Raw genomic sequence first — 25,024 nt, forward strand, 5'->3', positions numbered from 1 at the left:
AGCGACGTGAAGTTGTCGTCAAACGGACAAGCGCTGCTCCATGAAGGCCCTCAGCGCGGGCCAATCGCAGTCCTCCGCGACCTCTACCTGGTGCTTTCCCCCGACCAGCGCGCCCTCGTCGTCGATGTCGAGGCCGTGGGTCCTCAGGTGCAGGGTGCCGGGCACGATCGCCTCCGCCACGGCGACGGCGTCGTGGATCAGGATGCCCTCCTCGCGCCCGGACATGTTCTGCTCGGAATGCCGGGCGAGGTAGGCCCGGTAGGTGCCGGTGAGGTTGCTCAGCACGGGGTCGACGTTCGCGAGGAACTCGGTGTCCGCGATGCACCGCTGCGTCAGGTTGAGCGGCACGACGATCGGGTTGCCCGTGCGGATGACCGTCCGCGCGGCCTTGGCGTCCGCCCAGAAGTTGAACTCGGCCCGCGCGGTCATGTTGCCGAGGCCGAGCCCGCCACCCATGACGATCAGCCTCGGGAACTCGACGCCGGCCTCGAGCGCGTGAGCGATGTTCGTCAGCGGCCCGATCGCCGCGACCACGGTGTCCGGCCCGACGTTGTCCGCGAAGAACTGGACGACGTCCTCGCTCCGGACGCCCTCGGCGTTCTCCGGCAACGTGAGCGCCTGCCCACCGAGCCCGTCCTCGCCGTGCACGTCCGCCGCACCGCCCGGCCCGCCGAAGCCCCTGATCACCGGCACGTCGGTGCGGCCGAGGTGGGCGAGCAGGCGCAACGCGTTGGCCGTCGTGAGGTCGAGCCCGACGTTGCCGAAGACCGTGGTGAGGCCTTTCAGTTCGACCTCGGGACTGCGGGCCGCGAGCGCGATCGCGAACGCGTCGTCGACGCCGGGGTCGGTGTCGATGATGAGAGGAATCGCCATGCCCCTAGGGTGCCTGAGACTCGGCGCCGACCTCGGACACGTCCCACACGACACAGCGGACTCCAGGCGGTTCCGTCGCGCCCTGGTCGAGCATGTCCTGGTGGTAGCGGCGCGCGTCCGCCTCGTTGTCGTACACCTGGATCATGTGCCCGTCGAGCGTCCACGTGCCGTGCACGAACCCAGGCAACCCGACCTTGCTCGACGCCATCAGCGGCACCTGCGCCCGCAACGCGTCGATCGCCTCGGGGCTGATGTCCCAGACGCCGATGACCGCCCACATGTCGCACCTCGCGTTCGTCGAGGCCACTTTAGAACCGTGTCCAGCGCGCCCGCCGCCCGAAGTTAGAGTCTTCGTCCATGACATCGATGTGTGCAAGATCAAGCTCTGACCTGCTGTAAGCATCCTCTTTGATCTTGTTTTCGGGCCGTCAGGCCGTCTCCAGGCCGTCAGACGTCCTCAGGCCGGGAATCCGGCACGGTCTCGCCGGTCGCTGTCTGCCCGCTCGTGGACGGGTTCGGTTTGCGCGGCTTGATCATCGAGTTGACCGCCAGCCGAGCCCGGTGATGGCTGGAGGGCATCAGGTGGGCGTACTTGCGGAGCGTGAACGCGGGGGAGGTGTGCCCGAGGTACTCCGCCAACTCACGGATGCTCACGCCCTGTGCAAGCAGATGAGAGGCGTAGAGGTGCCTCAGGGCGTGCATTCCGTCGCCACCAGGATTCCGCTCGACCTGTGCCCTCCTGACCGCTGTGCGCCACACTTCGTCGTTGAACGTCTGTCGGTGGTTCGGAACCTTGTGTGCGTTGACGATCAGCAGGTTGACCGTCTCGAACTTCTTCGAGTCCCGCTCACTCCACGGCAACGTGATCGCCACTGACGGGAAGTTCTCCTGGTAGTCGTCCAGCCTCTCCAAGACGCCTTCACTGAGTGGGATCTCCCGCGTCTTGTGACCCTTCGGCAGCCTGAACGTCAGCCTGTTGTTGATGATCGCGATCTGCCGGTTGCACCTGTAGAGCATCTTCTCCCGGTCGACATCGTCCATTGTGAAGGCGAAGACCTCACCCTGTCGCAGGCCCAGACCGGCACCCAGGGCAACCATGATCTTCCATCGCGCGGGCAACGCCAGCTCGACCTTGCTCAGCTTGGTCTCGGCCCACGGGACGACCTTGTTCTCGACGCGACGTGGTCGAGACAGCGAGCGGGACCGACACGGGTTGGTGCGAATCTTCCGTTCCTCCTTCGCTGCCTGGAGCACGGACGACAAGATGTCCCACACCTGGGACTGGAAGTTGACCGAGATGCCCTTCTCGTTGGTCATCCACGCCAGGTACTCCCGCATCGTGTCGACGGTGATCGAACCGACGGGGAGTTCGCCCATGAACGGGTAGATGTAGTTGCTGACGATCTGTTGCCAGGTCTCCTGGGACGAGGGATCTTGTGACCGTCCCTTCAGGTATTTCTCGCAGAAGTCCTTGAGCAAGACCTTTCCCGCGTCCGGAGCCATGTACTCACCGGCCAAGACGTCGTGCTGCATCTTGGTCAGGAAGTCCTGTGCCTTCCCGAGTTGCTTGTCCGGGAAGCTCTTCGACCTCTCCTTGCCGGCATCGTCGTAGTACCGCACCTTGTATCGCAGACCGAGCCCGTACAGGTCGGTCTTCTCCCGCTCAGGTTTGCCGTTCTTGCCGAGGACGACCTGCTTGCTCTCCGGGTCGACCTTCTCCCGCCACCAGCGATCTTGCACGTGTCCAGCCATGAGTCCTGCTTCCATACGGGGTTGCTGAAAGACCCAGCCGGGCCGTGAGGTCCGGCTGGGCCATGTCGATCAGGCTGCTGCTTGTTCGTCCAACCAGGACCGAACGTCGTCCGGGCGATAGCGGACGTGCTTGCCCAGCCGGACGAAGGACGGGCCGATCCCCCGATAGCGCCAGTCCGTGAGCGTCTTCTCCGGGATGCCCAGGAACTCAGCCAGCACGGCCGGAGTCCACAGACATTCCACGGTGATGAAGCGCGGTCGTTCCGTCATCACTTCCCCCCTTCCTGCTGGTCAGGCCGCTATGGGTTCAGTTGCTGAAAGATCGGGCGCTGGTCGAGGCAGAGCGGCTATGACGGCCTGCGCCTGGTCGTACTCGGCCCTCCACTTGAGCCGCTGGGCGATCATCTGCATGAGCAGTTCCGCCCGGCTGGGGGCGTGCGGGTCACCTGCGCGGACAGGAGCCCACATCAACCGTGTGCGTTCTGTCCCTTGAGGCTTGGCGATTCCGGCCGCCGCCAGTGCTTCACGGACGAACGTGGCACGGTCCGCCTTGTGTTCGGCGAGGGTCTTCCCCGACCACCGCCGCGACACCAGCACCCGCCGCCCCGGCAGCCCGAGGGTTTCGCGGCGGTGAGCCTTGGAGCGGCAGCGACCCGGAGTCATCCGGGAGTGCGTGCCTTTGGGCGCAACGCCGTAGAGCAGCCACACCGCGCACCGCTCCGAGCACGGCGTGATCGCGAGCTCAGCCGCCAGGCGGTCCGCGTGCTCACTCACCCGTTGCGACTCGTCCACCGCCACAACTTCAGAGATCGACTTCACCAGGTACTTGGTCAGGTAGCCGATGTGCCGCCCTGCTTCCTCGGTGCCGCCCAGGATGCCTTTGGAGTGCACCTGAGACCCGAACTCGACCACGTGCGCCGGAGCGTCCAGATCGGCCACCGCATCCGCCCACGAGGTCAGCGGAGCATTGGTGTCCGGATCCACGAAACCCTTGGCGCGCATGTCCCACACCGGCAACCGGTCACCGCTGTAGCGGATCTCGTCGTGGTTGGGCCACCACACCTGGAGGTAGGTCGCTGCCGTCACCTGACGCACCACCGAGTGCGGGATCGAGCCCCTGACGGCGAAATGAGCGTGCGGGGTGATGCGCTTCTGAGGCTCGACCGTGCCGAAGTACTGCACGTCCCAGCCCACAACCCGACGGAGGTTCTGCCACCACCGGTCCACCAGCGACGCGAAGTGCACCGCGTCCCGAGCGGCACGGCGGTAGTCGTACGTACTCGGATCAGCGGGCGTGCCGTCCGTGCGCACCTTGCCGTAGGAGTCGAGCGTGACCGTCACGAATGTCGAAGGCCGGTATTTGCCCGCGAACTCCCGCCCCACAGTCGTCTTGGCGACCTTCCTCCGAGGCAGGTTCGGCGAGTCCTGACGGCGACGAGTCGAGCGAACCGGAGCCGCAACAGCCGGCCGATCCACGCTCGGAAGGTTGCCGCGGACTCCCTCCCGCCGCAGGTCGGAATCAGCCTCCCTGATCGCCTCCCGCAGATCCTCGACCTGCACAGCGTCCTGCTCACGCTGCGCCTGGCGGTACTCGGCTGTCAGGTCAGCCCGGTAGGTCACCAGCTCGACCTGGTCACTCGTGGCGGTCTCCCGCTCCGCCACGGGCTCCTGATCGAGGTGCCAGCCCTCCCTGCACTGAGCCATGCGCGAACGCCGGTTGCGGTCCGCACAAGCCGGGCACTTGCTCGCGATGGTCGAGTTGCAGCGGACACCGACCATGCGAATCTCGCCCGTGTCGAGGTCCACGACCTCACGCAGCACCGGCCGCACACAGACCCCGTGCTGTTCCGCCGCCGCTTTGACCACGTCGAGCGTGAGCGGCATCCGAGCACGCTCCGCCGAGGTCATGCCCGACACATCCTGAGTGACTGCCGGAACGACTGACACCCCAACGGTTTCCGCGCCATCCACAGTGTTCGTCATGGTCTCCTTTCGGTTGTCGGTCATGCCGCCTCACGTCCCGCCACGTCGCCGCCGTCCGGGCGGTTGGGGAACTCGTGAACAGTGGCTTCGGTGATCCCGAAGAACATGGCCAGCTCGACCAGGTCCGAGTCCGTGACGTGGAAGGCACGCGCTCGTTCGGGCATGCCGCGCCCATCGGTCTTCACCCACGCGACACCGGGCGTGTTCTCGCTGATCTCGTGAGCCGCAGCGCCCCGAGCCCGCGCACCATCACCCAGGACCATGTCCACCTGGGGAGCCTCGTCGAGCCGGAGCGCGATCTTGGTCCCGAACAGGTGCCGGAACGCCACGACCTCCTTGCGCGGGTCCTGCACCAGCCCCAGCACCGCGTAACCGGGAGCACGGCCCTGTGACGTGATCGTGGAAATGGCCCGCACCGCACGCTCCCGGAGATTGCGATCCGGTTGGTACGCAACGAGATCCGCCAACTCATCGATGATCAGCAGCGTGAACGGCTCACCACTGCGCCGCGCCCAGATCCGGCGGACACCCCGGTACTTCGCGGCCCTCTCCTTGACCTCTGCCGCGATCTCCTCCAACAGCTCGACCGCAGCCGCGCCGTTGTCGAACACGAGCCGCGAGAACGCTTCCTCGCACTGCCCGAGTTCCATACCGCCCTTCGGGTCGATGCCCACCAGGCGGACCGCACCGGCACGGATGGCAGGAGCGAGGTGCCACACGATCGACCACAGCACCGACGCCTTGCCCGCGCCCTGCACCCCCACGCCGAGGACCTGGTTGCCGAGCAGCTTGAGCCGCCAGGCCTTCCCGGTCTCCAGGACACCGACAACCACGCGCTTGAGGTCCACCGCGTCCGCGTCGTTGCACAGAGCAGGCACAAGCGCTGGACGGGCCAACGGATCAGCGTGCACGAAGTCGAGTTCCAGCATCCGAGGCTTGAGCACCCGAACCCGGCACGATCGCGCCCCGAACGAGTGCGCCAAGCCAGCGCGACGAAGCTCCCATTCCTCGTGCGACTGCGCCGGGACCATCCGCACCCGGACCCGATCCCGCCAGCCGTCCGAACGAACCCGACGCAGCTTCGGCAGGTACTCACGGCCCCGCCACTCCTTGGCCAACTCGGCAAGACGCACGGTGGTCTTCCAGCGCGGCACGTACACCGAGGCACGACGCCACTCCGTCACGAGCCGCAACCACACCTGACCACGGAACGAACCCCGAGACAGGCCCCACCAAATCACCAGGCCGGCCGCGACCGCCAGCAGCACGAGGACCAGCGGCCCCCAGCCCAGACGCCACCAGCAGGCCAGCACCAACGCAGGCGTCAGCGTCACCACCGGATACCGCACGACCACGAGGGCCAGGCGGACGACGCCGACCAGCAGCAGCCACATCAGCGCCACGACGGCGGCAATCCACTTCAGCTTTCCCGGAACGAGCGCCCACCACGGCACACGCGGACGCACCCCCTCGAACGGGGCCGGATCAACCCACCTACCCATCAGGCCTCACCCCCACACTTCGGGGAGAGTGAGGACATCCACACCACCGGACCATCGGCTCGGCTTGACGCCGCACCCGTACAGCCAGATACCATTGTCACGACTGGAATTCCTTTGCGTAGCAACGAACACGACAAGAAAGACCAGTCAGTGCGTCGCCATGGAAGCAGACCCAGAACCGCCAAGAACTCGGCTGTTTCCATCGGCGACGACCAACCGGTCGCACACCCGTATTCAGTTGTGTGCCAAGGGCATGCGTCATCAGCACGCGACACGCAGCCACGCGCCGACGACGCAAATCCCTATCTCACAAGGATTCTGCTAAGCGCCGCCCAATCCTCGCGATCTCCCCTCCCATTCCATGCCCTCTGACTCCGGGAGCTCTGCGGCCCCGGATGCCGCCAGGAGCACGTCCGACTCGGCCAGGTACAGGCGCCCCAGATCCATGAGCAGCACGCCGAGTTCCTGAAAATGTCCCGCCCGCTCCAGGTCTGGAGCCGCGCTGCGCGTCCGCATCATGTTCTGCGCGAGCATCTCGCCGAACTGGGGATAAGTCCTCACGACCCCTCGTGACAACCGCATCAGCGAAGCCCGCAGCAGCTCCTCAGACAGACTTTCGGCGGCCACGACGAAGTTCTCCTTCTCATCGCCCGTCCAACTCGCGCGCCAGCCGGTCCTCACGATCCGCCCAGTACAGGGCTTCGTGGTGGTGGCCACGGTCGAGATCAGCCACTCGCCGGTACACCGCCGCGCTCTTCTCATGAAACCGCCGCAGCCCGGCCAGATCCGTCTTGTCCGGCATCAATCGAGGCAACACCTCGTGTGCCTCACTGAGCCGTACGATCCGCTCAGCCTGAGCCCATGTAGCCCCACGACGCTCAGTCACGGTCACGTCAGTCTCCCCACTCCGGTTTCGCCATAGGCGTCGGTGTCGTGGCTCAACATCCGCTCACGGGTCTCCGCCTGGTGGTCGAACATCTCAGCGGCGTGGAGCGCAGCCGCCTTGGCCCACCAGGGCGTCTCAGCGTGACCGGCCAGTTGCCGCCAGGCCCACGCCACCTGTCGATAGGCGGGCGCGATCCGAGCGGCGGCCTCCGGATCATCAGCACTCGCGTAGCGGTTCGCCTCATCGGCCGTCGTGAACCGCTGGTAAGCCTTCTGCCACTGCTCACCCAACGCCTGAAGATCTGCCACGGCTTACGCTGCCTTGGAGGCATCAGGCGCGGCGTTGCCCTGCGGCTTCGGGCCACGGTTCGCCGACTGCGGAGCCAGCATCTCCTCCGCCCACACCGTGTAGCTCACCCAGCCGTCCCGCACGTACGGCGTGACCTTCAGACCACGGAACACGGCCGGACGGAACGGCGTGCCGGGCAACACCTCCGGCGGAACCGGCTGGTACTCCGAAGCGATCTTCACAACCTGACCCGTGTTCTTGCCCTTCGCGGACGGGTCCGTGCCCTGGACCGTCCACACCGGAAGGCCCGTCAGCTTGTCCACGGCGGGACGCGGCTGCTTGCCCTCCGAGTACTCCGTAGCCCGCTCGACGCTCAGCACGAAGAACCCCTGCGGGAACAACTCGTCGAACGTGATCGGGAACCGATGACCAGCGGGGATACCCACGTGGTTCTCCTTCAGTAGGGCCGCTCAATCGCGGCTTGGTGCCACTTCTCGAACCTGCCTACCTAGATTCGGCACCGATTCGTCCCGTCCGCGTTCCGTCCCTGTCTCGTCTGACGCGCCGAGCACTCAAATAGTCTCGTCTTGGTCTCATGAGGGTGCTACGTTGAGTCGAACTCGCACCACGGGGGAGACGTCATGCCGGCCGAATCGACGCTGTTGAGAGTGCTGCTACGGCAGCGGCACATGCAGGGATACATGACATTCCGCAAGGAATACGACCGCGTCGCGAAGCAGCTAGACGGCGACCTCGTGGGCCAGTGGCCGAGCAAGGCGCAGTTCTACCGATGGATGTCCGGCGACCTGTTGGGCCTGCCGTACGCCGACCACTGCCGCATCCTGGAGAAGATGTTTCCGGGCTGGACTGCGCAGCAGCTCCTTGCGCCTCACGAGGGAGACGGCGAAAGCCTCGTGACTCCTTCCCAGCGCACCGCGAGCAACGCCCCAGCCCCACGCCCGGTGCAGTTGCCCCAGCAAGCCCGGCTTGCCGACATCACCGCTGCCTACGCGACACGAACCGAGTTCCTGCACAACGTCACCCCGCGCACCCTGTTTGACGGCGCGAAGCAGATCGACATGGCCGGCCTGTCGCTCAACATGCTGTGCCAGCAGTATTCGGACAAGAGCCTGCTGGATGCGATCGAAGACGGGACGGTCATCCGGGCGTTGTTCCTCGACCCGAAAGGGGCCTACAGCACGGCCCGAGAACAGGAAGAGGGCTTGCCCGAAGGGCACCTCAGCACGCTCACGCGCTTGAATATCGAGGCTCTCCGCCGTGTGGGTTCGAAGGCATCACCGAACGCCAAGGGGTCGCTCGGCATCCGTGTCTACGACGAGCCGATCCGCTACAACATCACGATCGTTGACCAGTCCAAGTGCGTGGTGCAGCCATACCTGCCGGACGCACGAGGCGTCGAATCGCCCACGCTCGTGATCGAGAAGGACGAGGTCATGCCTGGTCTCTACACGACGTTCGCCCAAGTCTTTGAGTCCATGTGGGACCGCGCACAGGAGGTTGCTTGATGCACCAGCTCGATCACCTGGCAGACATTGCCAGGAAGGCCGTTCTCATCGGCCATGAGCTGATCAAGACCGCTCGACCCGAAAGTGTGACTGCGAAGACTGACCGCGACACCTTCACCGATGTGGACGTGAGGATCGAGCAAGAGATCCGGGCGTACCTCGCTGAGGCGACTCCTGAGATTGGGTTCCTCGGAGAAGAGGAAGGGCGCAGCAGCATAGCCGCCAATAGCAGATACACATGGGGGCTCGACCCAATTGACGGGACAGCGAACTTTGTTCATGGAATACCGCTATGCGGCGTCTCTCTGGCGCTCATGCAGGATGAAATAGCGACTGTTGCCGCAGTCTCGTTGCCATACCTTGAGCTCCACTACTCAGCTACCGCAGGAGGAGGCGCGTTCGTAAATGGAACAAGACTCGCGGCGAGCGAGACGACCAGCTTGTCGAATGCTATTGTAGCAATTGGAGATTACGCCCTTGGGGACAGAGCAGCCGAGAAAAACAGTCAGCGAATCTCAGTCACTGCGGCACTCGCAGCACAAGTCGAACGCGTTCGAATGTTCGGCTCCGCAGCTCACGATCTCGTCTGGCTTGCTGAAGGACGCATTGATGGCGCGGTTATTCTTTCCAACCAGCCCTTGGACCTTGCGGCTGGAATTCTCATCGCGCGGGAGGCTGGAGCGCTAGTATTTGACAGTTCGGGCATTCAACACACCAAAGAATCATCTAATACCGTCGCCGTCGCACCTGGGATCGCTAGACAGCTTTTGTCGCTTGTTCAGTCCGCAATCTAGCCAACCTGCCAATACATGAGGTTCGACGCATTGAATCAAGAGCCCTCGACCCTCACAACAACGCGTTCACCTACGCGAACTTCTATGTCTCGCGAGGTAAAATCAGCGGCGTTCTCCGCGGCCATGAAAGAAGGTCGATAACTCTTTGTCGCACGCGCCATAGCTGGCAACAAAGCGGAGAGCCCGTCCTCAATCTTAGCTTCCGTCTCAGCCACGCACATCCTATTCTCAACCAATGTAACTTTAGCCTGCCCCTTGAGCACGCTCACGGATCCCAGACTCTCCTTACTGTCGGGATCGACAACCTCCACAACACGGTAGAAGTCCACACGGGCACCTACACGCACTCCTGCATCTGACCCGATATTCAAGGCAACAGCAGTAGAGGAGACGATGGCGGCAATCTTGCCATCGATTCTAGTAGCACCCACCCGCTTACTCCTCCGCCTGTTCGTTTTCGGTCGCGATAGCGTACTTAGCACCATCTAAGGTGGGCCATTCCGGAAATTCGAATGGAACCAATTTAACTCCCGCCGGAGGGCTTGGATCTCGCGCGGCTCTATCGTTGAGGTGCTGCCAGAAGTCCGGAACTATTGCATCGACACATTGAAGCTTAACTACCTTCTTTTCTGCGTCGACGTTCACAATTTGCAAGACTCCTTTAGAGGATTCCGACCCGACAGTCACCAGGTTCAGTCGAGTGTTTATACTTGGGGGGACGCCGTCCCACTGCCCAAGAAGAAAAACTTGTCCGTCATTCGCCTCTACGCCCAACAAATGAACAGTGGGGCATTGTGTGGCAAGTAGCGCCCCAAGCACCTGGTAGCGACCCTCAATTACTCCATCGCTCCATCTGCCAGTTACGCTAGTAGCGAGATTCAAATCTTCTGTCAGTTTTTCATTCTTCTCCTCCAGCTCCGCTGCTCGCTGAAGGAGTACCGGATACTTGCGAATCTTCTCGCTAATCTGGACGGCCTGCCGAAAGGCAATCGGAATGATGCCCAATAAGACGGCTGAAGATAGGCTGGCCCAGAACACTGGAAGCAGGTCTACGTCAAGAGCGGCGAGATACAGCCCCACAACCGCCGCGACGGAGAGAAACGCCGTCCAGAAGCGAGCCAAGGCCGCCTTCATTTCCACGCCCTCCCTTCGCCGCAGCGAGTCGCAAGAGAGTAGCTGTCAGGCGCCAGGACAGCGAGCCCAGACACGCGAAATCAGCCGGTTGCGCTAGCGACTATCGCGTTCTTCAGACTGTCGCAGTTTCGTTGCTGAATTGTGCTGTATGGGATCAAGGCCCGCCGCCGCTGGCGGCGCGCGGGCGGTCGTCTCGTGCTGACACCGCCCACCGTTGCGCCCGCTCTCCGCATCGGGACACGCCAGGCTCCCGCTTCGCTCCGCCTGTCGGCCCCGCGCGGGAGCGTGCGCAGGTGGTCGAGTCCGCGCGCCACCACCAGCGGCCAGCAGTTCGGCCGGCATTGTCCCGAAGCCGATCAGACTCAACCGCGGAATTGCCTGCGAACGTGCAGCTCACAAGCGTTGGCTCCTCCCACGGGGCCGAAATCGTCTAATGCCGTGCCGCCGCTATCAAGAGCGCCTGCGGCGTCGCTACGCGATGGGCTGAAGCCCACTCTTGACAGCACCGTCACAGCACTAGGAGCGGCCAGGGCCGAGGGAGCGGGGGCGAATAGCCACCGCCTCATCCAAGCCCTTCGACCGCAGGAGTGCCGATCATGAGCAAGCGCCACCGCACCCAGCCCGGACAGCTCTCCCTCTGGGGCGTCTACGAGCTTGAGGCGCAAGCCATGAGGTGGACACGCCGTGGTGCCCTTCAGATCGTGCCAACGCCGCCGGCCGCCAAGCAGACGACCGCCGAGCCCGTCCGCTTGATGCCCTCGTTCCGTTCCGTCGCCAGCCTGACCCCGACCTTCATCGAACCGATCTGCCCCTGCCAGAACGGCCCCTCGAACCGCGCAAACGGGCGGGCACGAGAGGCCGTGGTGGTCGAGTTCCAGGCCGTCTCCAGGCCGTCAGAGGTCCAGAACCGACCAGATCTGACCGGACACAACGAGGGGGAAACCAGCAGGTCAGGGCAAGGGGGCGTCGATGGCGGCACTGGTCAAAAGATAAAGTGCCCGCATGACATCGATGTGGGGCGCACCCGTCTGGACTCGCTGGCGCAGGTCGCGCCGTGACCCGATGCAGGCGCGGTTCCTCACGATGGCCTCCCTGCGCTGGGTCCTGCGCCACCGCGCCTACACCCCCTGGTACATCGTGCGGTACTACCGGCTGCTGAAGTTCCGCCTGCTCAACCCGCACGTGGTGCTGCGCGGCATGGTGTTCTTCGGCAAGCGCGTCGAGGTCATGGCCCGCCCCGGCTTCGGCCGCCTGGAGATCGGCCGCTGGGTGCACATCGGCGACGGCAACGCCATCCGGTGCCACGAGGGGTCGCTGCGCATCGGCGACAAGGTCGTGTTCGGCAAGGACAACACGGTCAACTGCTACCTCGACATCGAGATCGGCGCGTCCTCGCTGGTCGCGGACTGGGTCTACATCTGCGACTTCGACCACAAGGTCGAGGACATCACGCTGCCGATCAAGGACCAGGGCATCGTGAAGTCGCCGGTGCGCATCGGGCCGGACTGCTGGCTCGGGGCCAAGGTGACCGTGCTGCGCGGCACTCGTGTCGGTCGCGGGTGTGTGCTCGGCGCGCACGCCGTGGTGCGTGGGGACGTGCCGGACTTCAAGATCGCGGTCGGGATGCCGGCTCGGGTGGTGCGGGATCGGCGGGCCGACTACGAGGCCGATGCGCAGCGGCGGGCGGACATCGCGGACATGGCCCGCAAGGCCAAGGACGCTCTGGCCAAGCGGGCTGAGGACGCGTCCGCCTGACGGTCAGCGAGTTGCGTGCCGCTGCCAGGTCAGCGGCGCGAGCTGCGGGCGCTTGGGCACGAAGCCGTCACCCGGCTGCCGCCCGATGAGCTTGTTGCGCGTCCGCGTGTAGGCCACCGGCAGCACCTGGTCGCGCAGCCACCGCCAGTGATCGAGAACCGAGGCGCTCGCGGCCGTGCCCTCCAGCGGCGTCAGCCAGGATTCATCGAACGCGATGTCCAGCGCCGACAGCACGTGGCCGGCCAACCGCCTGTGCCCCAACGACGACAGGTGCAGGCGGTCTGGGCCGAAGTAGCGTGAGTCGTGCACGCACTCGTCGGCCTCCACGTCGACCAGCACAGCGCCGTAGCAGGACGCTGCGGCGCGCATGGCGGCGTTCAAGGTCTCGATGCGCGGACGCATACGCCGGCCGAACGGCATGCGGTGCGAGATGTCGCTCAACGTGAAGACGGCGACTGTTGGCGCGAACGACGTCACGGCGCGCACCATCGCGTCTGCCCGCTCGGCGATCTGGTCCAGGGTCGCGTTGGACATCACGTCGTTGCCGCCGCCGAAGAGCACGACGAGGTCTGGCTTCAACGCCGCCGCGGACGGGACCTGCTCCACCAGCATCTGGTCGAGACGGCGGCCGCGCACGCCGAGATTGGCGTAGCGGAAGCCCGGCGCGTCCAGTGCGGACGCGACTCGGTCCGCCCAGCCCCGGTAGCGGCCGTCGGGAAGCAGGTCGTCCAGGCCCTCGGTGCAGCTGTCCCCGAGCGCCACGAAGCGTTGGTATTTCATTCAGTCCTCGGTCACCTGTTGTTAACGGGACCGGCGACTGTAGCGGACCTAGGTGAACAGATTGCCCGTAGCGATCTTGGGGCGGCCCAGGACGCGTGGTTCGCGCACCAAAGCCTTGGCGTAGACCGAAGCCGTGTCGGTGGCGATCGTGGCCCAGTTGAAGTCGGAGACCAGACGCGCTTTCGCGGCGCGGGCACGGGAGGCGGCCGAGGCGGGGTCCGACAGCACGTCACGGACGGCGCGGGTGAGTCCGTCCACGTCACCGGGGGTGAACGACAGCCCGGTCACCCCGTCCAGCACGACCTCGCCGAGCCCGCCGGCGGTCGACGCGACCAGGGGCGTGCCGGCGGCCGCCGCTTCCAGTGCCACGATGCCGAAAGGTTCGTAGCGGGAGGGCAGCACGACGGCGTCGGCCGCTGTGAGCAACGCCGCCAAAGACCTGTCGGACAGATGGCCGACGAACTCCACGGCCCGCAGCACGCGGTGCTTGCGCGCCTGGTCCTGCAGCCACTCGGTCTGCGAACCGCCACCGGCCACCACAACCCTTGTGCCCCGGTGGAAACGGCGGATCCGGGGGAGGGCGGCGATCAGGTCCTGGATGCCCTTCTCCCACTCGATCCGGCCGAAGAAGAGCAACAGCGGATCACCGTGCGGCGAGTACGTGCGGCGAGCGGCGCCGACGTCCTTCGCGCGCACCTTCCAGCCGCCGGGCTCGATGCCGTTGTGCAGCACGGAAACGTCGGCGGTGTCCACTTCGAACAGATGCGCGACCTCGCCGCGCATCGCCGACGAGCAGGTGATCAGCGAGTCGGCGCGGTTCGCCAGCCACCACTCCACCGAGTGCACCTGCTGGTTCAGCGGGTGCGAGAGCCAGCCGGAGTGCCGCCCGGCCTCGGTCGCGTGGATCGTCGCCACCAACGGCACGCCGAACGCCTCGGCGAGCGCCACGGCCGGATGCGCGACCAACCAATCGTGCGCGTGCACGACGTCGGGACGCCACGAGTCCAACGCCAGCCCGGCACGCGTCATCGCGTGACCCATCGCGAGCGTCCACGCCAACAGGTCCTTCTCGAACACGAAGTGCGCGGGGTCCTCGGCGACGCGGACCAGCCGCACGCCCTCGCTCACCACGTCCACGGTGGGATGCGTGATCGCGTCGGTGCCGGAAGGTTGGCGGCACAGCACGACGACGTCGTGCCCCTGCGCGGCCAGCTGTGTCGCGAGCGCGTGGACGTGCCTGCCCAGCCCGCCGACGACCACCGGCGGGTACTCCCACGACAACATCAGCACGCGCATCCCGCTACCCCATTCCTCGCGCGTCCAGGTGCCCGAACGGGCCGTCTGCCGCGCGGAGCTCCGTTGCTCTCGCCTGTCCGCGACCGTTCCGCGTCAACGCCGCGAGCTCGCTGAAACGGTCGCTGTGAATCTTCGCGCGGTAGCGGGCGTAGTCGGCGGCCGAGTCCTTGGTGACCATGAACGCCCAGTCGCTCGACAACGCCAGCAGCGCCTCGCGCACCGCCTGGTCCAGCACCGGGTTCCGGACGTCGGAGGAGAAGTCCAGTCCCAGCAGTTCCTTCTGCACCGACTCGTTCAGCGACACGATGTCCGACACCTGCGCGCCGTCCCACACGCGCCAGTCCTTGCCGCTGCCCCACGACGACGCCGGCAGTTCGACCGGCGCGCCCACGTGCCCGGCCTCGACGGCGCCCCGCAACGTCGTCACGCGCACGCCCGCTTCCGGCAACGCGCGCAGCACGGCTTCGAGCCACAAGGGACCTTCGTGCCACCAGTGCCCGTACAACTCGGTGTCGTAGGCCGCCACGACAAGACCGCCGTCGATCGCGCGCAACCGCCGCACGACCGTTTCCACGAAATCGGCCACGTGGCGGTCGAGAGCTTCGCGCGCCAACAACGGGTCGTACGGCCGCTTGTCCTCCGGCGCCACGTTCTTGCCCGTCACGCGCGACGGCTTGAGGCCCGTCGGGTGATCGTAGGTGTGAAAATCCCGGTACGCGGCATCGCCCGGATAGCCGACCTTCGGCGACCAGACGCGGTACGAGACCTCCAGATCACGCCCGAACGCGAGCACGTCCGACGAACCGACGGGATGCGCCGACGACGTGTCGCCGTGCAGCGCGGGTCCGTCGACCATGAACCGCCGCACGCCCGCCGCCGCGTATCCCGCCTCCATACCGGGCGAGTAACCGCACTCCGGCGCCCAGATCCCTTCCGGCGCACGGCCGACGCGCAGCGCCGTGTCGTCCAAACCGGTCCGCAGCGCGAACGCCCGCACCCGCGGATCGAGCAACGGCTGGAAGGGATGCGTGGCGGGCCCGCCGAGCAGCTCGATCGTCGAAGAGTCCACAAGGGACCGGAGAACGGGCGAGAACCCGTGCCGCCACTGACTTTCGAACCTGTCCAGCGCCCAGGACGACGCTCGGTGCTCGTACGTCGACAGCTCCCGCAGCCGTTCGCCGGCGTAGTGCGAGCGCAGGTGCCAGTTGCCGAGCCAGTCGTGCATGCCGCGCAGGCAGTACGGATCGTCCAATTGCGCGGCCAGGATCGGGGTGACGCCGAGCGTCAGGACGTCGGAACGGCCCTCGTCGGCGAACCGGCGCAGCATGTCCACGATGGGCAGGTACGAGTGCGCCCACGCCTGGTAGAGCCACTCCTCGCCGACCGGCCACGCGCCGTGGTGCGCGAGCCACGGCAGATGGCTGTGCAGGACGAGGCAGAACGTGCCCTCGGAAGCCTTGGGAGTGTTGCTCGACGTCACGCGCGCACCGCCACGGCCACGAGATCGAGGCAGGCGTCCATGTCGTCAGGGTTGATGTCGAAGTCTTCCACCGTCACCGACTCCACAGCCTCTTTGAGCTCGGCCGGCCACGGCGCGCCGGACAGGGCGACTTCGACCTGTGCGTTGATGATCTGTCCGTTCAGGAGCGTGTCAAGCCTCTGTCCGTGACGCAGTCCCGTCAGTTCGTCAACGCGGAAACCAGCTTCACGCAGCATCTCGTCCAGTTCGGACGGTGCGAGTTCCCTGGTGTGGAACGGGTTCAGCGGCGTGTCCTGGCCAGGGGAGAACGTCAGCCTGTTCGGCGTCGTCACGATCAGCCTCCCGCCGGGACGCAGCACCCGCAGACACTCCGCGAGAAACCCTTCCTGGTCCCACAGGTGCTCGATGACCTGCAGGTTCGCCACCACGTCGACGCTGCCGTCGCGCAACGGGAGGGTCGCCAGGTTCCCGCGGAGCACGTTGAGCTGCGGGTACGAGCGCGACACGTGCTGCGACGTCAGCTCGTCGTAGTCGAGCGCGATCACCCGGCGCGCGACCGTGCGGATCAGCTGGGCGCCGTAGCCCTCACCGCAGCCCGCCTCCAGCACGACGGCGTCCGCGCAGTGTCCGATGAGGTGGAGGTAGGCCGCCTCGTGCCGGCGGAACCAGTAGTTCTCTTCCGCGATACCGGGCACGGTGCGTTCGCCGGTCAGGGGGAGGGTCACGCCCGCCAGGTTACTTGCCAGTAGACCGCCTGCGAACTACCTGGTGCGCGATGGCGGTCGCGACGCCCGCCGCGGCGAGTGCCGCCGTCGTCGTGGTGTCCATGTACTTGGACAGGCTCGGTGCCTCGCTCGGCCCGGCCAGCCACGTCGTCAACGGGGTGGCGTAGGCCAGCGTGAGGGCTCCTGACCACCAGCGCAGGGCTCGGGAGCGGCCTTTGCGCAGACTCGCGACGAGCACGACGGCGATCGGGATCCCGGAGAGCAGGCCGAACTTGCCGATCACCATGACGGGCACGGCCCAGGCCGCGACGAGGACGGACTTCGACGGGTGGACGGAGGCGCGGGTGTCGGTGGACATGATCTTCTCCTTCTGAGGTTCGGGTTTCTGGACGTCAGTTCTGGGCGGGACGGGCTTCTGCGGCGGCCTTGAGGTCGGCCAGCCAGAAGTCGAGGCCGGGGGCCAGGACCTTGATGGCGGTGGCCGGGTCGGCCTCCAGCTGGGCACCGGTCCAGCTCTCCTCGGTGCGGACCAGGACGCCGCCGTCGACCTCGGTGAAGGTCCAGACGTGGACGCCCTCGTCGATGCCCAGGCCCTGGCCGACCGCGGGCCCGCTCCAGCGCACGCACTCGCCGGTCTTCACCCCGAGCACGGTCGAGGTGATGTTCAGCGTGGTGGCGGGCGAGACCGGCGTCGCGGGCGCCGGGGTCGTCCACTCGAACTTCGAACCCGCCTTCAGCTCGCCCTGGTCCAGCCTCTTCGCGGTGGTGACGGCCTTCTGCCAGGCGGGCCAGCCCTCCACCTCGGTCTGCACCTTCCAGACCGCGTCCAGCGGCGCGTTGATGCGGGTCTCGGTGCGGTGGTGCAGCTGGGCGGCGGGGTTGATGCCCTGGCCCTCGCAGGTCACCGAACCCGTCGGGACGGCGCTGCTGGTCGGCGCGGGAGTGCTGGTCGGCGCGCTCTGGCACGCGGTGACGGCGAGCAGGCCGGCGCTGAGCGAGAGGGCGGTCAGGGCGGTGCGGGTGCGGGTCATGGGACTTCCCCTTCGGTTCGTTAGTGGCAATCGCGGTAGTTAGAAGCTCTAACTCTTGTGACATGCAGAAGCTAAGCTGAAGCCTGCGTGACTGTCAATAACGAATGTGAGAGGGTCTAACCATGACGGAGCCGGCAGGGAACCCTCGTGAGCGCTACCGGGCCCAGGTGCGCGACGAGGTCAAGCGGCACGCGTGGGAGCAGATCGCCACGGCCGGGGTGACGGCGTTGTCGCTCAACGCCATCGCCAAGGAGATGGGCATGAGCGGGCCCGCGTTGTACCGGTACTTCGCCGGTCGCGACGAGCTGATCACCGCGCTCATCCGGGACGCGTACCGCAGCCTCGCCGACGCCGTCCGCGTCGCCCACGCGGCCGGCACCACCCCGGTGGCGCTCGCCGCGGTCATCAGGGAGTGGGCGCTGAGCGACCCGCAGCGCTACCTGCTCATCTACGGCACCCCCGTGCCCGGCTATCACGCGCCCGACGACGTCACCGCGATCTCGGACGAGATCCTGACGGTGTTGCTGGAGGTCTGCGCGGGCGAACCGGACGAGCAGCCGAAGACCCCGTTCGACCTCGTCCTGGGCATGAGCCAGGGATGGGCGGGCGCCCTGCCCGCGTCGTCGCCGACGGTGCACCGCGCGCTGGCCTTCTGGACGCGCCTGCAGGGCGTGCTCTCACTGGAGCTCGCCGGTCACCTCGCGCCGCTCGGGTTCGACCCCGGGCTGCTCCTGGCGGAGGAAGTCGCCGAGCTCTGATCAGAACGGCGAGACGGTGACGGCCAGCGCTCCCGGTCCCACGTTCGCGCCGATCGCCGCGCTGACCTGCGTCAGGACCACGTCGCGGGCGTGCGGGATCCGCTTCTGCAGCATCTCGAGCAGCTCGTGGCCCTCCTTCTCGGCCGCGAAGTGCTCGACCGCGAGGTCCACGTTGCGTCCGTAAGCCATTGCCACGGCCTTGTCCACGAGCTTCACCAGTGCCCGGTCGCGGCCGACGACCTTGTCGAACGGCTCCACCTCGCCGTTCACCACCGTGAGCAGCGGCTTCACCGAGAGCGCGTCGCCGAAGAGCTTCGCCGCCGCGCTGACCCTGCCCGCCTGGCGCAGGTAGTGCAGCGTGTCGACGTAGATCAGCACGTTGGCGTCCCGGCCGCGCTGCTCGGCGACGTTGCGCGCGTTCTGGACGTTGCCGCCGCTCTGCACGATCCGCGCGGCCGCGAGCGCCGCGAATCCGAGCGTCATGCCCGACGAGTGCGAGTCCACGATGAACACCGGCACGCGCGACTTGGCCGCGGCCACCTTCGCCGCGTCCGTCGCGGGGGAGAGCTTCGGCGTCACGTGCACCGAGACGATCGTCTCCGCGCCCTTCGCCCACGCGTCCTGATAGGCCCAGAAGAACGCGTCCGGCGCCGGCGGCTGCGTCGTGATCGGGATCTGCGCCTCCATCGCCTGCAGCAGCCTGTCGGTCGGCACGTATGCCTCGTCGATCAGTTCCGACCCGATCTTGAGCTGCATCGGGACCGTGATGATGTTGAACCTGTCCGCCAGACGGGCCGGAAGCGACGCGGTCGAGTCGGTGACGACGGCTACTCGTGAGGACACGAACGAGAAGGTTAACGAAGCGTGATCGAAGTAGCCACGACCGATGGAAGGCAATTCGTGTGATCTCGACCTTGATGGTTGCTTTCCGTGCACGGCGAACGCACGGAGTGAACACCCCGAAAAGGAGCCCTGCTTGACACAATCGGGTGACTGCGGGTCGATTGGTGTTGATCTACGGGCGTCGCATTTGCCCAGGAAAGACGGGTTATTCCACGTGTTACATCAACCCTGTCCGTCCATTGTCGACGCTGGTTGGTGTCACCGCCCGTGGGTAAGCTCGCACAATCTTCAGCCCGGTTGAGTGAGTAGGTGACCATGGGTGCAAAAGAGCAGGAACTAGTTCCGCTGCACGCCGGTTTCGACGTTGTCTACCGAGGTTTTCATCGACGTCAGGTCATCGACCACATCGAGAATCTCGAGGAGCAGCTCCGCTTCACGAGCCTCGACCGGGTCGAGGCGCTGGCGCAGGCAGCCGATTTGCGCAAGCTGCTGGAAATGACGCGGCAGGACCTGGAGGAGGCGCGCGCCAGGATCGAGCGCCTCGAATCCACGTCGGGCACGCACGCGAGCGCCACCGAACGGATGCACCGCATGCTCCGCCTCGCCGAGGACGAGGCGGCGGAGATGCACCTGCAGGCCGAACGAGAGTGCGGCGATCTCCGTGCGCGCACCGACGTCGAAGTCGCCGAGCTGCGTGCCGCCGCCGAACGCGAATCCTCCGCCATGCGCGCCGAGGCCGAGTCCGAGCTCTACGCCTCGCGTCAGGACTGCGCCACCCGCGCCGCCGCCATGGAACGGCGCGAGCTGGAGATGGAACGCCGCTGCACCGACCTCGAGGCCCAGCACCGCCAGCGCGCCGACGAGGTGGAGCGCGAGTGCGCCGAGGCCGTCGCCCAGGCCCAGACCGACGCGGACATGCTGCTGCGGGAGACCGCACTGCAGTGCAACTCGCTGGAAGCCGACTCCGAACGCAAGCGCGAGAAGGCCCAGCAGTTCTTCGAGCTCACGATGACCCGCCGCCGCAACGAGGCCGCGCAGCACCTGCAGGAGCAGGAGGCGCTGGCACGGGCGCGGTCGGAGTTCATGGTGAAGATGGCGTGCCGGGAAGCCCAGCGCCGCCTGGCCGAGGTCGCCGACCGGACCGACGAACTGCACGAGCTGAAGCGGGTCGTCCACTCGCAACTGTCCGCCGCCCGCGCCGCCCTGTCGGTGGCCGCGGATCGCGTTGCCCCGCTACACATTCCCGAACAGGTGGCCGCGTCGTGAAGCGCTGGGTCCCTCTGGTCGTCGGTGCGTTGATGGTGCCCGCGTCGGTCACGGCGTTCGGGTTCTCCGTGTACGGCAACGAACTGGAGACGGCGTTGTCGTCGTCGCCCGCCGCGCCGGCCACCCGCTCGGGCCCGATCCCGGTCTCCGACTTCGTGGCGCCGCTGCGGATGGAGCCGCCCGCACCGGTGTCGCTGCCCGCGGCGGTCGCGCAGGAGGCGGTGCGGAACCTGTTCTCGTCGCACGCGGTCAAGGGCATCACGTTCGCGCCGGGCACCGCGTCGTTGGTGGGCCGCGGTGAGGACGTGCGGCGATCGCTGGCCAGCGTGCTGCAGAACGCCACCGGCTCGGTGACGTTGGTGGCGCACGCGTGGAACGGCGAGACGGCGTCGCACCGCTGCGACGTGCTCGCGATGGAGAGGGCCGGCCTGCTGCGGCAGTACCTGGCCGAGCAAGGGGTGGACAGCGAGATCACCACGCGGGTGATCGTGGACCCCGTCTGGGGCCCGCCCACGGACTTCGGACCTCAGATCGACGTCCTCGTCAGCTAGGAGCCTTCGCAATGGCAGGGGCAGTCGGGATCGTCTTCGGACTGTGCGTGCTGTCCTTCACCTTGGGGGCAGCCCTCATGTACGTGCTGGTGCGGCGCCGCGAGGACTCGGCGTCGCACGATTCCCCGCCGTCGGAGGCGCCGGCCGAGCGGACGTGGGTGGAGAGGCCCGCGACCGTCGAGCCGGTGGACGACGACTACGACACCAGGCCGATCCACCGCAATCCGGTGATGGGGTTGCGGCAGCTGGAGCCGCGGCTGGAACCGGCGTTCGCGTCGCTGGCCGAGCCGGTCGCCGAACCGGTGGTCGAGCCTGCCGCGGTGGCCGAGCCTGCTGCGGTTGCCGAGCCGGAGCTTGCTGTCGAGCCGGAGCCCGTCGCGAAACCGGAGCCCATCGCGAAACCGGAGCCGGTCGCGGAAGTAGTTGCCGAGCCAGAGCCTGTCGCAGCGCCCGAAACTGTCGGTGCCGCTGGATATGATTGGGATGGGGACCTCGATCCCCCCGTGGGGAATTTCGAAGCCCCCGAATCAACCGTAGCGCCGAGCACCGACAGTCCTGAGGCCGTCGAACCGGTCGCCGAGGTGGTCTCGGGGGAGTCGGTCGCCGAAGAGCCGGTCGTGGAACTGGTCGAGGAACCCCGGCCAGAGCTCGAAACCGAGCCTGAGCCGGAGCCCGCTCCGCCGCCCGTGGTGCAGACCGCGCTGCCGCCGCCCGCCTCACCCCAGCCCGTCGAACACACGACGTGGGTGGAGCGCGAGGACTTCCGTCAGCGCTACCTCCGGACGTTCGAAGAGGTGCGCCGCAAGGCGGGCAGCAACTGAGCCGGGCAACTGGGCGCAGCGCCCGAAGAGGCCGTGTCGGAAAGTCATCGGTTCCTGTCCGAAACTCGCCGGAAAATGTCAGTGCCTGCTGATATCAATCGATCATGACTTCCGCCACTGATCGCACGAAGCTCTTCCACGCCCTTCACCGGTCCGGTCCGCTCGCCCTCCCCAACGCCTGGGACGTCGCCTCCGCCCTCATCGTCGAGGCGGCCGGCGCGAAGGCCGTCGCCACCACGAGTGCCGGCGTGGCGTGGAGTCTCGGTGCCCCGGACGGCGACGCGCTCGACCGCGACCTGGCCATCGACCTCGTCGCCAGGATCGCGAAGGCGGTCAGCGTCCCGGTGACCGCGGACATCGAGTCCGGGTTCGGCAGGGACGCGAAGGAAGTCGGCGAGACGGCGAGGGCCGTGACTGAAGCGGGCGCGTCCGGCGTCAACATCGAGGACGCGCACGGGGCAGGGCTCCGCGACGTGCAGGAGCAGCAGGAACGCCTCAAGGCGGCCCGCGAGGCGGCGCCGGATCTCTACATCAACGCGCGGATCGACGTGTACCTGCGCGGCATCGGGGAGCCGCAGGACCGTCTTCAGCACACGCTGGACCGCGCGAAGGCGTACCTGGAGGCGGGGGCGAGCGGCATCTTCGTGCCGGGCGTGACCGACCTCGAGACCGTCGAGGAGCTGGCCGGGAAGATCGACGCGCCGCTGAACGTGCTGGCGGGTCCGGGTGCACCCGCGGTCCACGAGCTGGGGACCGCGGGCGCTGCCAGGATCAGCGTCGGCACCGCGCTGGCGTCAGCGGCTTACGCGACGGCCAAGAAGGCGGCCGAAGAGCTGCTGTCGAAGGGCACGTACGACAGCACCGAAGAGGGTCTGGGCTACGGCGAACTGAACGCGTTGTTCAAGACCAACTAGTGCTTCTTGCCGCCACGGAGCTTGCGCAACAGCTGCTCGGCCTGCGCACGCTTGCGCGGGTCCTGAGCCATCTGCCGTGCCTTGGCTTGGAGCTTGTGGCCCTGCGGACTGCGCAGGAACCTGGTGATCTTGTCCATGAAACCGGCCATCGGTCCTCCAGGTGTCCGTTACGTCCAGTTCAACGGACGGAACAGCACCTGGAGTTCCCGAGGGTCACACCGGCGAAACTGTGATGCCCAGCGCGCCGGGGCCCACGTGCGCCCCGATGGCCGAGCTGACCTGCGTCAACATGAACTGGCGGACGTTGGGCACGCGGCGCCGGAGATTGCGCAGCAGACGGGCCGCCTTCTCCGGGGCGTCGAAGTGCTCCACCGCGACGTCCACGGTGTCGGTGCCCGCGCGCTTGATCGCGATGTCCAGCATCCGGTTGAGCGCGCGGTCTGCGCCGATCACCTTGTCCAGCGGCGTGATCTGGCCGTCGGCCATGGTCAGCAGCGGCTTCATCGACAGCACTCCGCCGACCAGTGCGGCCGCGGCGCCGATGCGCCCGCCGCGGCGCAGGTACTCGAGGGTGTCGACGTAGATCAGTTCGGTGGATCTGTCGAAGCGGCGCTGGGCGGTCGCGAGCACCTTCTCCACGTTGCCACCCGCCTCCGCCACCTTCGCGGCGGCCTGGACCGCGTAGCCGATGCTCATCCCGCAGGTGTGGGTGTCGACGACGTGCACGGGCACGCGGACCTTGGCGGCGGCTTCCTTGGCCGCTTCCACGGTCGCGGACTGTCGGCTCGACACGTGCACGGACACGATCGAGCGAACGCCCGACGCGGCCAGTTCGTTGTACGTCCAGAAGAAAGCGCCCGGATCGGGGGGAATCGTCGCGACGGGCACGTTCGAACGCATGGCCGAGACCAGGTCGGGGACCGGGATGCGGGACTCGTCGTCGGTGTGGTCGCCGATCCGCACCTGGATCTGCACCACTTCGATGCCGAGTTGATCAGTCAGCTGCGCCGGGAGGCAGGCCGTGGAGTCGGTCACGATAGCTACTCGCCGGTACATGTCAGCGCAGCCTAGACCCCCGAATGGGTTACGTCTCAAAAGGTGGCGCCACCGGGTGAGAACCATCACGCTTGCGGGGTGCTTGCTGGCGTTTGCAGGGGTGCTACTGGCGGGTAACATCCGGATTGATGGCAGGGTCGTGAACACCCGGCGGCGCAATCCCTAGAGTCCTCCGCGTAAGCGTCGCCGCCCGTCCGCAGGAGGTCGAAGAGGACCTATGAACATTGTTGTCCTGGTCAAGCAGGTGCCTGACACCTGGTCCGAGCGCAAGCTCACCGACGCCGACCACACCCTTGACCGCGAATCCGCGGATGCCGTGCTCGACGAGATCAACGAGCGCGCCGTCGAAGAGGCACTGCTGCTGCAGGAGGCCCACGGTGGCGAGGTGACCGTGATCGCGATGGGTCCCGACCGCGCGACCGACGCCATTCGCAAGGCGCTGTCGATGGGTGCGGACAAGGCGATCCACGTCAACGACGAGGCGTTGCACGGCTCGGACGTGCTGGCGACGGCGAAGGTCCTCGCGAAGGCGATCGGCACGGTCGAGAACGTCGACCTGGTCATCGCGGGCAACGAGGCGACCGACGGCCGCGCGGGCGCTGTCCCGGCCATCCTCGCCGAGCTGCTCGGCCTCCCGCAGGTCACCCAGCTGCGCAAGGTCACGGTCGAGGGCACGACGATCAAGGGCGAGCGCGAGACCGACGAGGGCGTCGCGTTCCTCGAGGCGTCGCTCCCGGCCGTGGTCTCCGTGACCGAGAAGATCAACGAGCCGCGTTACCCGTCCTTCAAGGGCATCATGGCCGCGAAGAAGAAGCCCGTCTCCACGCTTTCCGTGGCGGACCTCGGCATCGACGCGTCCGAGGTCGGCCTGTCCGGCGCGTGGACCCAGGTGCTGGAGGCGGCCCCCAAGCCGCCGCGCAGCGCGGGTCAGCGCGTCGAGGACGGTGGCGACGGCGGATCCAAGATCGCCGAGTTCCTCGTCGGCCAGAAGCTCATCTGAGGGAGGGGAA

General features: G+C 66.8%; 31 protein-coding genes. 10 read left to right on the forward strand and 21 right to left on the reverse strand.

Annotation, left to right across the window (positions count from 1 at the left end; genetic code table 11):
* Positions 1-18 precede the first annotated feature (18 nt).
* The 10 genes from ACIQF0_RS46825 to ACIQF0_RS46870 form a co-directional block, all read right to left on the reverse strand.
* Positions 19-873, reverse strand: coding sequence for a nucleoside hydrolase (locus tag ACIQF0_RS46825; protein ID WP_401041404.1), 855 nt, complete (start codon positions 871-873; stop codon positions 19-21).
* A gap of 4 nt (positions 874-877) precedes the next feature.
* Complete coding sequence (locus ACIQF0_RS46830) at positions 878-1,180, reverse strand: hypothetical protein (RefSeq protein WP_319977720.1); 303 nt, start codon at positions 1,178-1,180, stop codon at positions 878-880.
* Between the two features lie 140 nt (positions 1,181-1,320).
* Complete coding sequence (locus tag ACIQF0_RS46835; RefSeq protein WP_401041405.1) at positions 1,321-2,625, reverse strand: tyrosine-type recombinase/integrase; 1,305 nt, start codon at positions 2,623-2,625, stop codon at positions 1,321-1,323.
* Positions 2,626-2,694: 69 nt separating this feature from the next.
* Positions 2,695-2,895 carry a helix-turn-helix transcriptional regulator gene (locus tag ACIQF0_RS46840; protein WP_401041407.1) on the reverse strand — a complete coding sequence of 67 codons (201 nt, stop codon included), beginning with the start codon at positions 2,893-2,895 and terminating at the stop codon, positions 2,695-2,697.
* A gap of 21 nt (positions 2,896-2,916) precedes the next feature.
* Complete coding sequence (locus ACIQF0_RS46845; protein ID WP_401041408.1) at positions 2,917-4,533, reverse strand: replication initiator; 1,617 nt, start codon at positions 4,531-4,533, stop codon at positions 2,917-2,919.
* A gap of 95 nt (positions 4,534-4,628) precedes the next feature.
* A complete protein-coding gene (locus tag ACIQF0_RS46850; RefSeq protein ID WP_401041409.1) occupies positions 4,629-6,110 on the reverse strand; it encodes an FtsK/SpoIIIE domain-containing protein in 1,482 nt (493 codons plus the stop codon).
* A gap of 321 nt (positions 6,111-6,431) precedes the next feature.
* Complete coding sequence (locus ACIQF0_RS46855; RefSeq protein WP_401041410.1) at positions 6,432-6,671, reverse strand: hypothetical protein; 240 nt, start codon at positions 6,669-6,671, stop codon at positions 6,432-6,434.
* Positions 6,672-6,753: 82 nt separating this feature from the next.
* Positions 6,754-7,002: an AMED_5909 family protein gene (locus ACIQF0_RS46860; RefSeq protein ID WP_401041412.1), complete on the reverse strand. Its 249-nt coding sequence runs from the start codon at positions 7,000-7,002 to the stop codon at positions 6,754-6,756.
* Positions 6,999-7,304, reverse strand: coding sequence for a hypothetical protein (locus ACIQF0_RS46865; RefSeq protein ID WP_401041413.1), 306 nt, complete (start codon positions 7,302-7,304; stop codon positions 6,999-7,001). Before ACIQF0_RS46865 ends, ACIQF0_RS46860 begins: the two co-directional genes overlap by 4 nt.
* A 3-nt stretch (positions 7,305-7,307) precedes the next feature.
* Positions 7,308-7,730 (reverse strand): hypothetical protein, encoded by a 423-nt coding sequence (locus ACIQF0_RS46870; RefSeq protein WP_401041414.1) that lies wholly within the window; start codon positions 7,728-7,730, stop codon positions 7,308-7,310.
* A 195-nt stretch (positions 7,731-7,925) separates the two neighbouring features.
* On the opposite strand from ACIQF0_RS46870, the gene ACIQF0_RS46875 reads away from it, so the two are divergent.
* Positions 7,926-8,810, forward strand: a complete 885-nt coding sequence (locus tag ACIQF0_RS46875) for a DUF5919 domain-containing protein (RefSeq protein ID WP_401041416.1) — start codon at positions 7,926-7,928, stop codon at positions 8,808-8,810.
* Complete coding sequence (locus tag ACIQF0_RS46880; RefSeq protein WP_401041418.1) at positions 8,810-9,604, forward strand: inositol monophosphatase family protein; 795 nt, start codon at positions 8,810-8,812, stop codon at positions 9,602-9,604. Before ACIQF0_RS46875 ends, ACIQF0_RS46880 begins: the two co-directional genes overlap by 1 nt.
* A gap of 35 nt (positions 9,605-9,639) precedes the next feature.
* Here the strand turns inward: ACIQF0_RS46880 and ACIQF0_RS46885 are convergent, their stop codons facing one another.
* The gene (locus ACIQF0_RS46885; protein ID WP_401041420.1) at positions 9,640-9,933 is read right to left on the reverse strand and encodes a hypothetical protein; all 294 of its coding nucleotides are present in this window, start codon (positions 9,931-9,933) and stop codon (positions 9,640-9,642) included.
* A gap of 106 nt (positions 9,934-10,039) precedes the next feature.
* Positions 10,040-10,744 (reverse strand): hypothetical protein, encoded by a 705-nt coding sequence (locus ACIQF0_RS46890; protein ID WP_401041422.1) that lies wholly within the window; start codon positions 10,742-10,744, stop codon positions 10,040-10,042.
* 590 nt (positions 10,745-11,334) lie between these two features.
* Here ACIQF0_RS46890 and ACIQF0_RS46895 point away from each other — a divergent pair.
* Together ACIQF0_RS46895 and ACIQF0_RS46900 are read left to right on the forward strand one after the other, a co-directional pair.
* Positions 11,335-11,796 (forward strand): hypothetical protein, encoded by a 462-nt coding sequence (locus ACIQF0_RS46895; RefSeq protein ID WP_401041424.1) that lies wholly within the window; start codon positions 11,335-11,337, stop codon positions 11,794-11,796.
* Positions 11,741-12,493, forward strand: coding sequence for an acyltransferase (locus ACIQF0_RS46900; protein WP_360048738.1), 753 nt, complete (start codon positions 11,741-11,743; stop codon positions 12,491-12,493). Before ACIQF0_RS46895 ends, ACIQF0_RS46900 begins: the two co-directional genes overlap by 56 nt.
* 3 nt (positions 12,494-12,496) lie before the next feature.
* Here the strand turns inward: ACIQF0_RS46900 and ACIQF0_RS46905 are convergent, their stop codons facing one another.
* The 6 genes from ACIQF0_RS46905 to ACIQF0_RS46930 are packed head-to-tail and all read right to left on the reverse strand — an operon-like array spanning position 12,497 to position 17,805.
* Positions 12,497-13,273: an SGNH/GDSL hydrolase family protein gene (locus ACIQF0_RS46905; protein WP_401041426.1), complete on the reverse strand. Its 777-nt coding sequence runs from the start codon at positions 13,271-13,273 to the stop codon at positions 12,497-12,499.
* A gap of 48 nt (positions 13,274-13,321) precedes the next feature.
* Positions 13,322-14,569: a glycosyltransferase family 4 protein gene (locus tag ACIQF0_RS46910; RefSeq protein WP_401041428.1), complete on the reverse strand. Its 1,248-nt coding sequence runs from the start codon at positions 14,567-14,569 to the stop codon at positions 13,322-13,324.
* Between the two features lie 4 nt (positions 14,570-14,573).
* Positions 14,574-16,049 carry a 1,4-alpha-glucan branching protein domain-containing protein gene (locus ACIQF0_RS46915; protein ID WP_401041430.1) on the reverse strand — a complete coding sequence of 492 codons (1,476 nt, stop codon included), beginning with the start codon at positions 16,047-16,049 and terminating at the stop codon, positions 14,574-14,576.
* On the reverse strand, positions 16,046-16,774 hold the full coding sequence (locus ACIQF0_RS46920) for a class I SAM-dependent methyltransferase (RefSeq protein ID WP_401041432.1): 729 nt from the start codon (positions 16,772-16,774) through the stop codon (positions 16,046-16,048). Before ACIQF0_RS46920 ends, ACIQF0_RS46915 begins: the two co-directional genes overlap by 4 nt.
* Positions 16,775-16,784: 10 nt before the next feature.
* Positions 16,785-17,132, reverse strand: coding sequence for a hypothetical protein (locus tag ACIQF0_RS46925; RefSeq protein WP_401041434.1), 348 nt, complete (start codon positions 17,130-17,132; stop codon positions 16,785-16,787).
* A gap of 34 nt (positions 17,133-17,166) precedes the next feature.
* Entirely contained in the window at positions 17,167-17,805 is a 639-nt protein-coding gene (locus tag ACIQF0_RS46930) for an SRPBCC family protein (protein WP_401041436.1), read from the reverse strand.
* Between the two features lie 122 nt (positions 17,806-17,927).
* Between ACIQF0_RS46930 and ACIQF0_RS46935 the strand changes: the two genes are divergently transcribed.
* Positions 17,928-18,563: a TetR/AcrR family transcriptional regulator gene (locus tag ACIQF0_RS46935; RefSeq protein WP_401041438.1), complete on the forward strand. Its 636-nt coding sequence runs from the start codon at positions 17,928-17,930 to the stop codon at positions 18,561-18,563.
* Here ACIQF0_RS46935 and ACIQF0_RS46940 read toward each other — a convergent pair whose 3' ends face one another.
* On the reverse strand, positions 18,564-19,406 hold the full coding sequence (locus ACIQF0_RS46940) for a DegV family protein (protein ID WP_360048750.1): 843 nt from the start codon (positions 19,404-19,406) through the stop codon (positions 18,564-18,566).
* Positions 19,407-19,721: 315 nt separating this feature from the next.
* On the opposite strand from ACIQF0_RS46940, the gene ACIQF0_RS46945 reads away from it, so the two are divergent.
* The 4 genes from ACIQF0_RS46945 (at position 19,722) to ACIQF0_RS46960 (ending at position 22,958) form a co-directional block, all read left to right on the forward strand.
* Complete coding sequence (locus ACIQF0_RS46945) at positions 19,722-20,672, forward strand: hypothetical protein (RefSeq protein WP_401041439.1); 951 nt, start codon at positions 19,722-19,724, stop codon at positions 20,670-20,672.
* On the forward strand, positions 20,669-21,223 hold the full coding sequence (locus ACIQF0_RS46950; RefSeq protein ID WP_401041440.1) for a hypothetical protein: 555 nt from the start codon (positions 20,669-20,671) through the stop codon (positions 21,221-21,223). The genes ACIQF0_RS46945 and ACIQF0_RS46950 overlap by 4 nt, the downstream gene beginning before the upstream one ends.
* An 11-nt stretch (positions 21,224-21,234) precedes the next feature.
* Complete coding sequence (locus ACIQF0_RS46955) at positions 21,235-22,044, forward strand: hypothetical protein (RefSeq protein WP_401041442.1); 810 nt, start codon at positions 21,235-21,237, stop codon at positions 22,042-22,044.
* A gap of 104 nt (positions 22,045-22,148) precedes the next feature.
* The gene (locus ACIQF0_RS46960) at positions 22,149-22,958 is read left to right on the forward strand and encodes an isocitrate lyase/phosphoenolpyruvate mutase family protein (protein WP_401041444.1); all 810 of its coding nucleotides are present in this window, start codon (positions 22,149-22,151) and stop codon (positions 22,956-22,958) included.
* Here ACIQF0_RS46960 and ACIQF0_RS46965 read toward each other — a convergent pair.
* Together ACIQF0_RS46965 and ACIQF0_RS46970 are read right to left on the reverse strand one after the other, a co-directional pair.
* A complete protein-coding gene (locus ACIQF0_RS46965) occupies positions 22,955-23,107 on the reverse strand; it encodes a hypothetical protein (RefSeq protein ID WP_177320432.1) in 153 nt (50 codons plus the stop codon). The two genes, ACIQF0_RS46960 and ACIQF0_RS46965, sit on opposite strands and share 4 nt — an antisense overlap.
* Before the next feature lie 64 nt (positions 23,108-23,171).
* Positions 23,172-24,014 carry a DegV family protein gene (locus ACIQF0_RS46970; RefSeq protein ID WP_401041446.1) on the reverse strand — a complete coding sequence of 281 codons (843 nt, stop codon included), beginning with the start codon at positions 24,012-24,014 and terminating at the stop codon, positions 23,172-23,174.
* A gap of 217 nt (positions 24,015-24,231) precedes the next feature.
* Between ACIQF0_RS46970 and ACIQF0_RS46975 the strand changes: the two genes are divergently transcribed.
* Complete coding sequence (locus ACIQF0_RS46975; RefSeq protein WP_360048760.1) at positions 24,232-25,014, forward strand: electron transfer flavoprotein subunit beta/FixA family protein; 783 nt, start codon at positions 24,232-24,234, stop codon at positions 25,012-25,014.
* The last annotated feature ends 10 nt before the right edge of the window (positions 25,015-25,024 follow it).

This window comes from Lentzea sp. NPDC092896 (assembly GCF_044754905.1).
GTDB lineage: Bacteria > Actinomycetota > Actinomycetes > Mycobacteriales > Pseudonocardiaceae > Lentzea.

Coding starts and splice junctions, on each gene's coding strand:
- ACIQF0_RS46975 (WP_360048760.1), top strand. CDS start 24,232: ATGAACATTGTTGTCCTGGTCAAGCAGGTGCCTGACACCTGGTCCGAG.
- ACIQF0_RS46960 (WP_401041444.1), top strand. CDS start 22,149: ATGACTTCCGCCACTGATCGCACGAAGCTCTTCCACGCCCTTCACCGG.
- ACIQF0_RS46850 (WP_401041409.1), bottom strand. CDS start 6,110: ATGGGTAGGTGGGTTGATCCGGCCCCGTTCGAGGGGGTGCGTCCGCGT.
- ACIQF0_RS46825 (WP_401041404.1), bottom strand. CDS start 873: ATGGCGATTCCTCTCATCATCGACACCGACCCCGGCGTCGACGACGCG.
- ACIQF0_RS46895 (WP_401041424.1), top strand. CDS start 11,335: ATGAGCAAGCGCCACCGCACCCAGCCCGGACAGCTCTCCCTCTGGGGC.
- ACIQF0_RS46965 (WP_177320432.1), bottom strand. CDS start 23,107: ATGGCCGGTTTCATGGACAAGATCACCAGGTTCCTGCGCAGTCCGCAG.
- ACIQF0_RS46910 (WP_401041428.1), bottom strand. CDS start 14,569: ATGCGCGTGCTGATGTTGTCGTGGGAGTACCCGCCGGTGGTCGTCGGC.
- ACIQF0_RS46935 (WP_401041438.1), top strand. CDS start 17,928: ATGACGGAGCCGGCAGGGAACCCTCGTGAGCGCTACCGGGCCCAGGTG.
- ACIQF0_RS46900 (WP_360048738.1), top strand. CDS start 11,741: ATGACATCGATGTGGGGCGCACCCGTCTGGACTCGCTGGCGCAGGTCG.
- ACIQF0_RS46925 (WP_401041434.1), bottom strand. CDS start 17,132: ATGTCCACCGACACCCGCGCCTCCGTCCACCCGTCGAAGTCCGTCCTC.
- ACIQF0_RS46845 (WP_401041408.1), bottom strand. CDS start 4,533: ATGACCTCGGCGGAGCGTGCTCGGATGCCGCTCACGCTCGACGTGGTC.
- ACIQF0_RS46955 (WP_401041442.1), top strand. CDS start 21,235: ATGGCAGGGGCAGTCGGGATCGTCTTCGGACTGTGCGTGCTGTCCTTC.
- ACIQF0_RS46840 (WP_401041407.1), bottom strand. CDS start 2,895: ATGACGGAACGACCGCGCTTCATCACCGTGGAATGTCTGTGGACTCCG.
- ACIQF0_RS46905 (WP_401041426.1), bottom strand. CDS start 13,273: ATGAAATACCAACGCTTCGTGGCGCTCGGGGACAGCTGCACCGAGGGC.
- ACIQF0_RS46945 (WP_401041439.1), top strand. CDS start 19,722: ATGGGTGCAAAAGAGCAGGAACTAGTTCCGCTGCACGCCGGTTTCGAC.
- ACIQF0_RS46875 (WP_401041416.1), top strand. CDS start 7,926: ATGCCGGCCGAATCGACGCTGTTGAGAGTGCTGCTACGGCAGCGGCAC.
- ACIQF0_RS46970 (WP_401041446.1), bottom strand. CDS start 24,014: ATGTACCGGCGAGTAGCTATCGTGACCGACTCCACGGCCTGCCTCCCG.
- ACIQF0_RS46930 (WP_401041436.1), bottom strand. CDS start 17,805: ATGACCCGCACCCGCACCGCCCTGACCGCCCTCTCGCTCAGCGCCGGC.
- ACIQF0_RS46880 (WP_401041418.1), top strand. CDS start 8,810: ATGCACCAGCTCGATCACCTGGCAGACATTGCCAGGAAGGCCGTTCTC.
- ACIQF0_RS46835 (WP_401041405.1), bottom strand. CDS start 2,625: ATGGCTGGACACGTGCAAGATCGCTGGTGGCGGGAGAAGGTCGACCCG.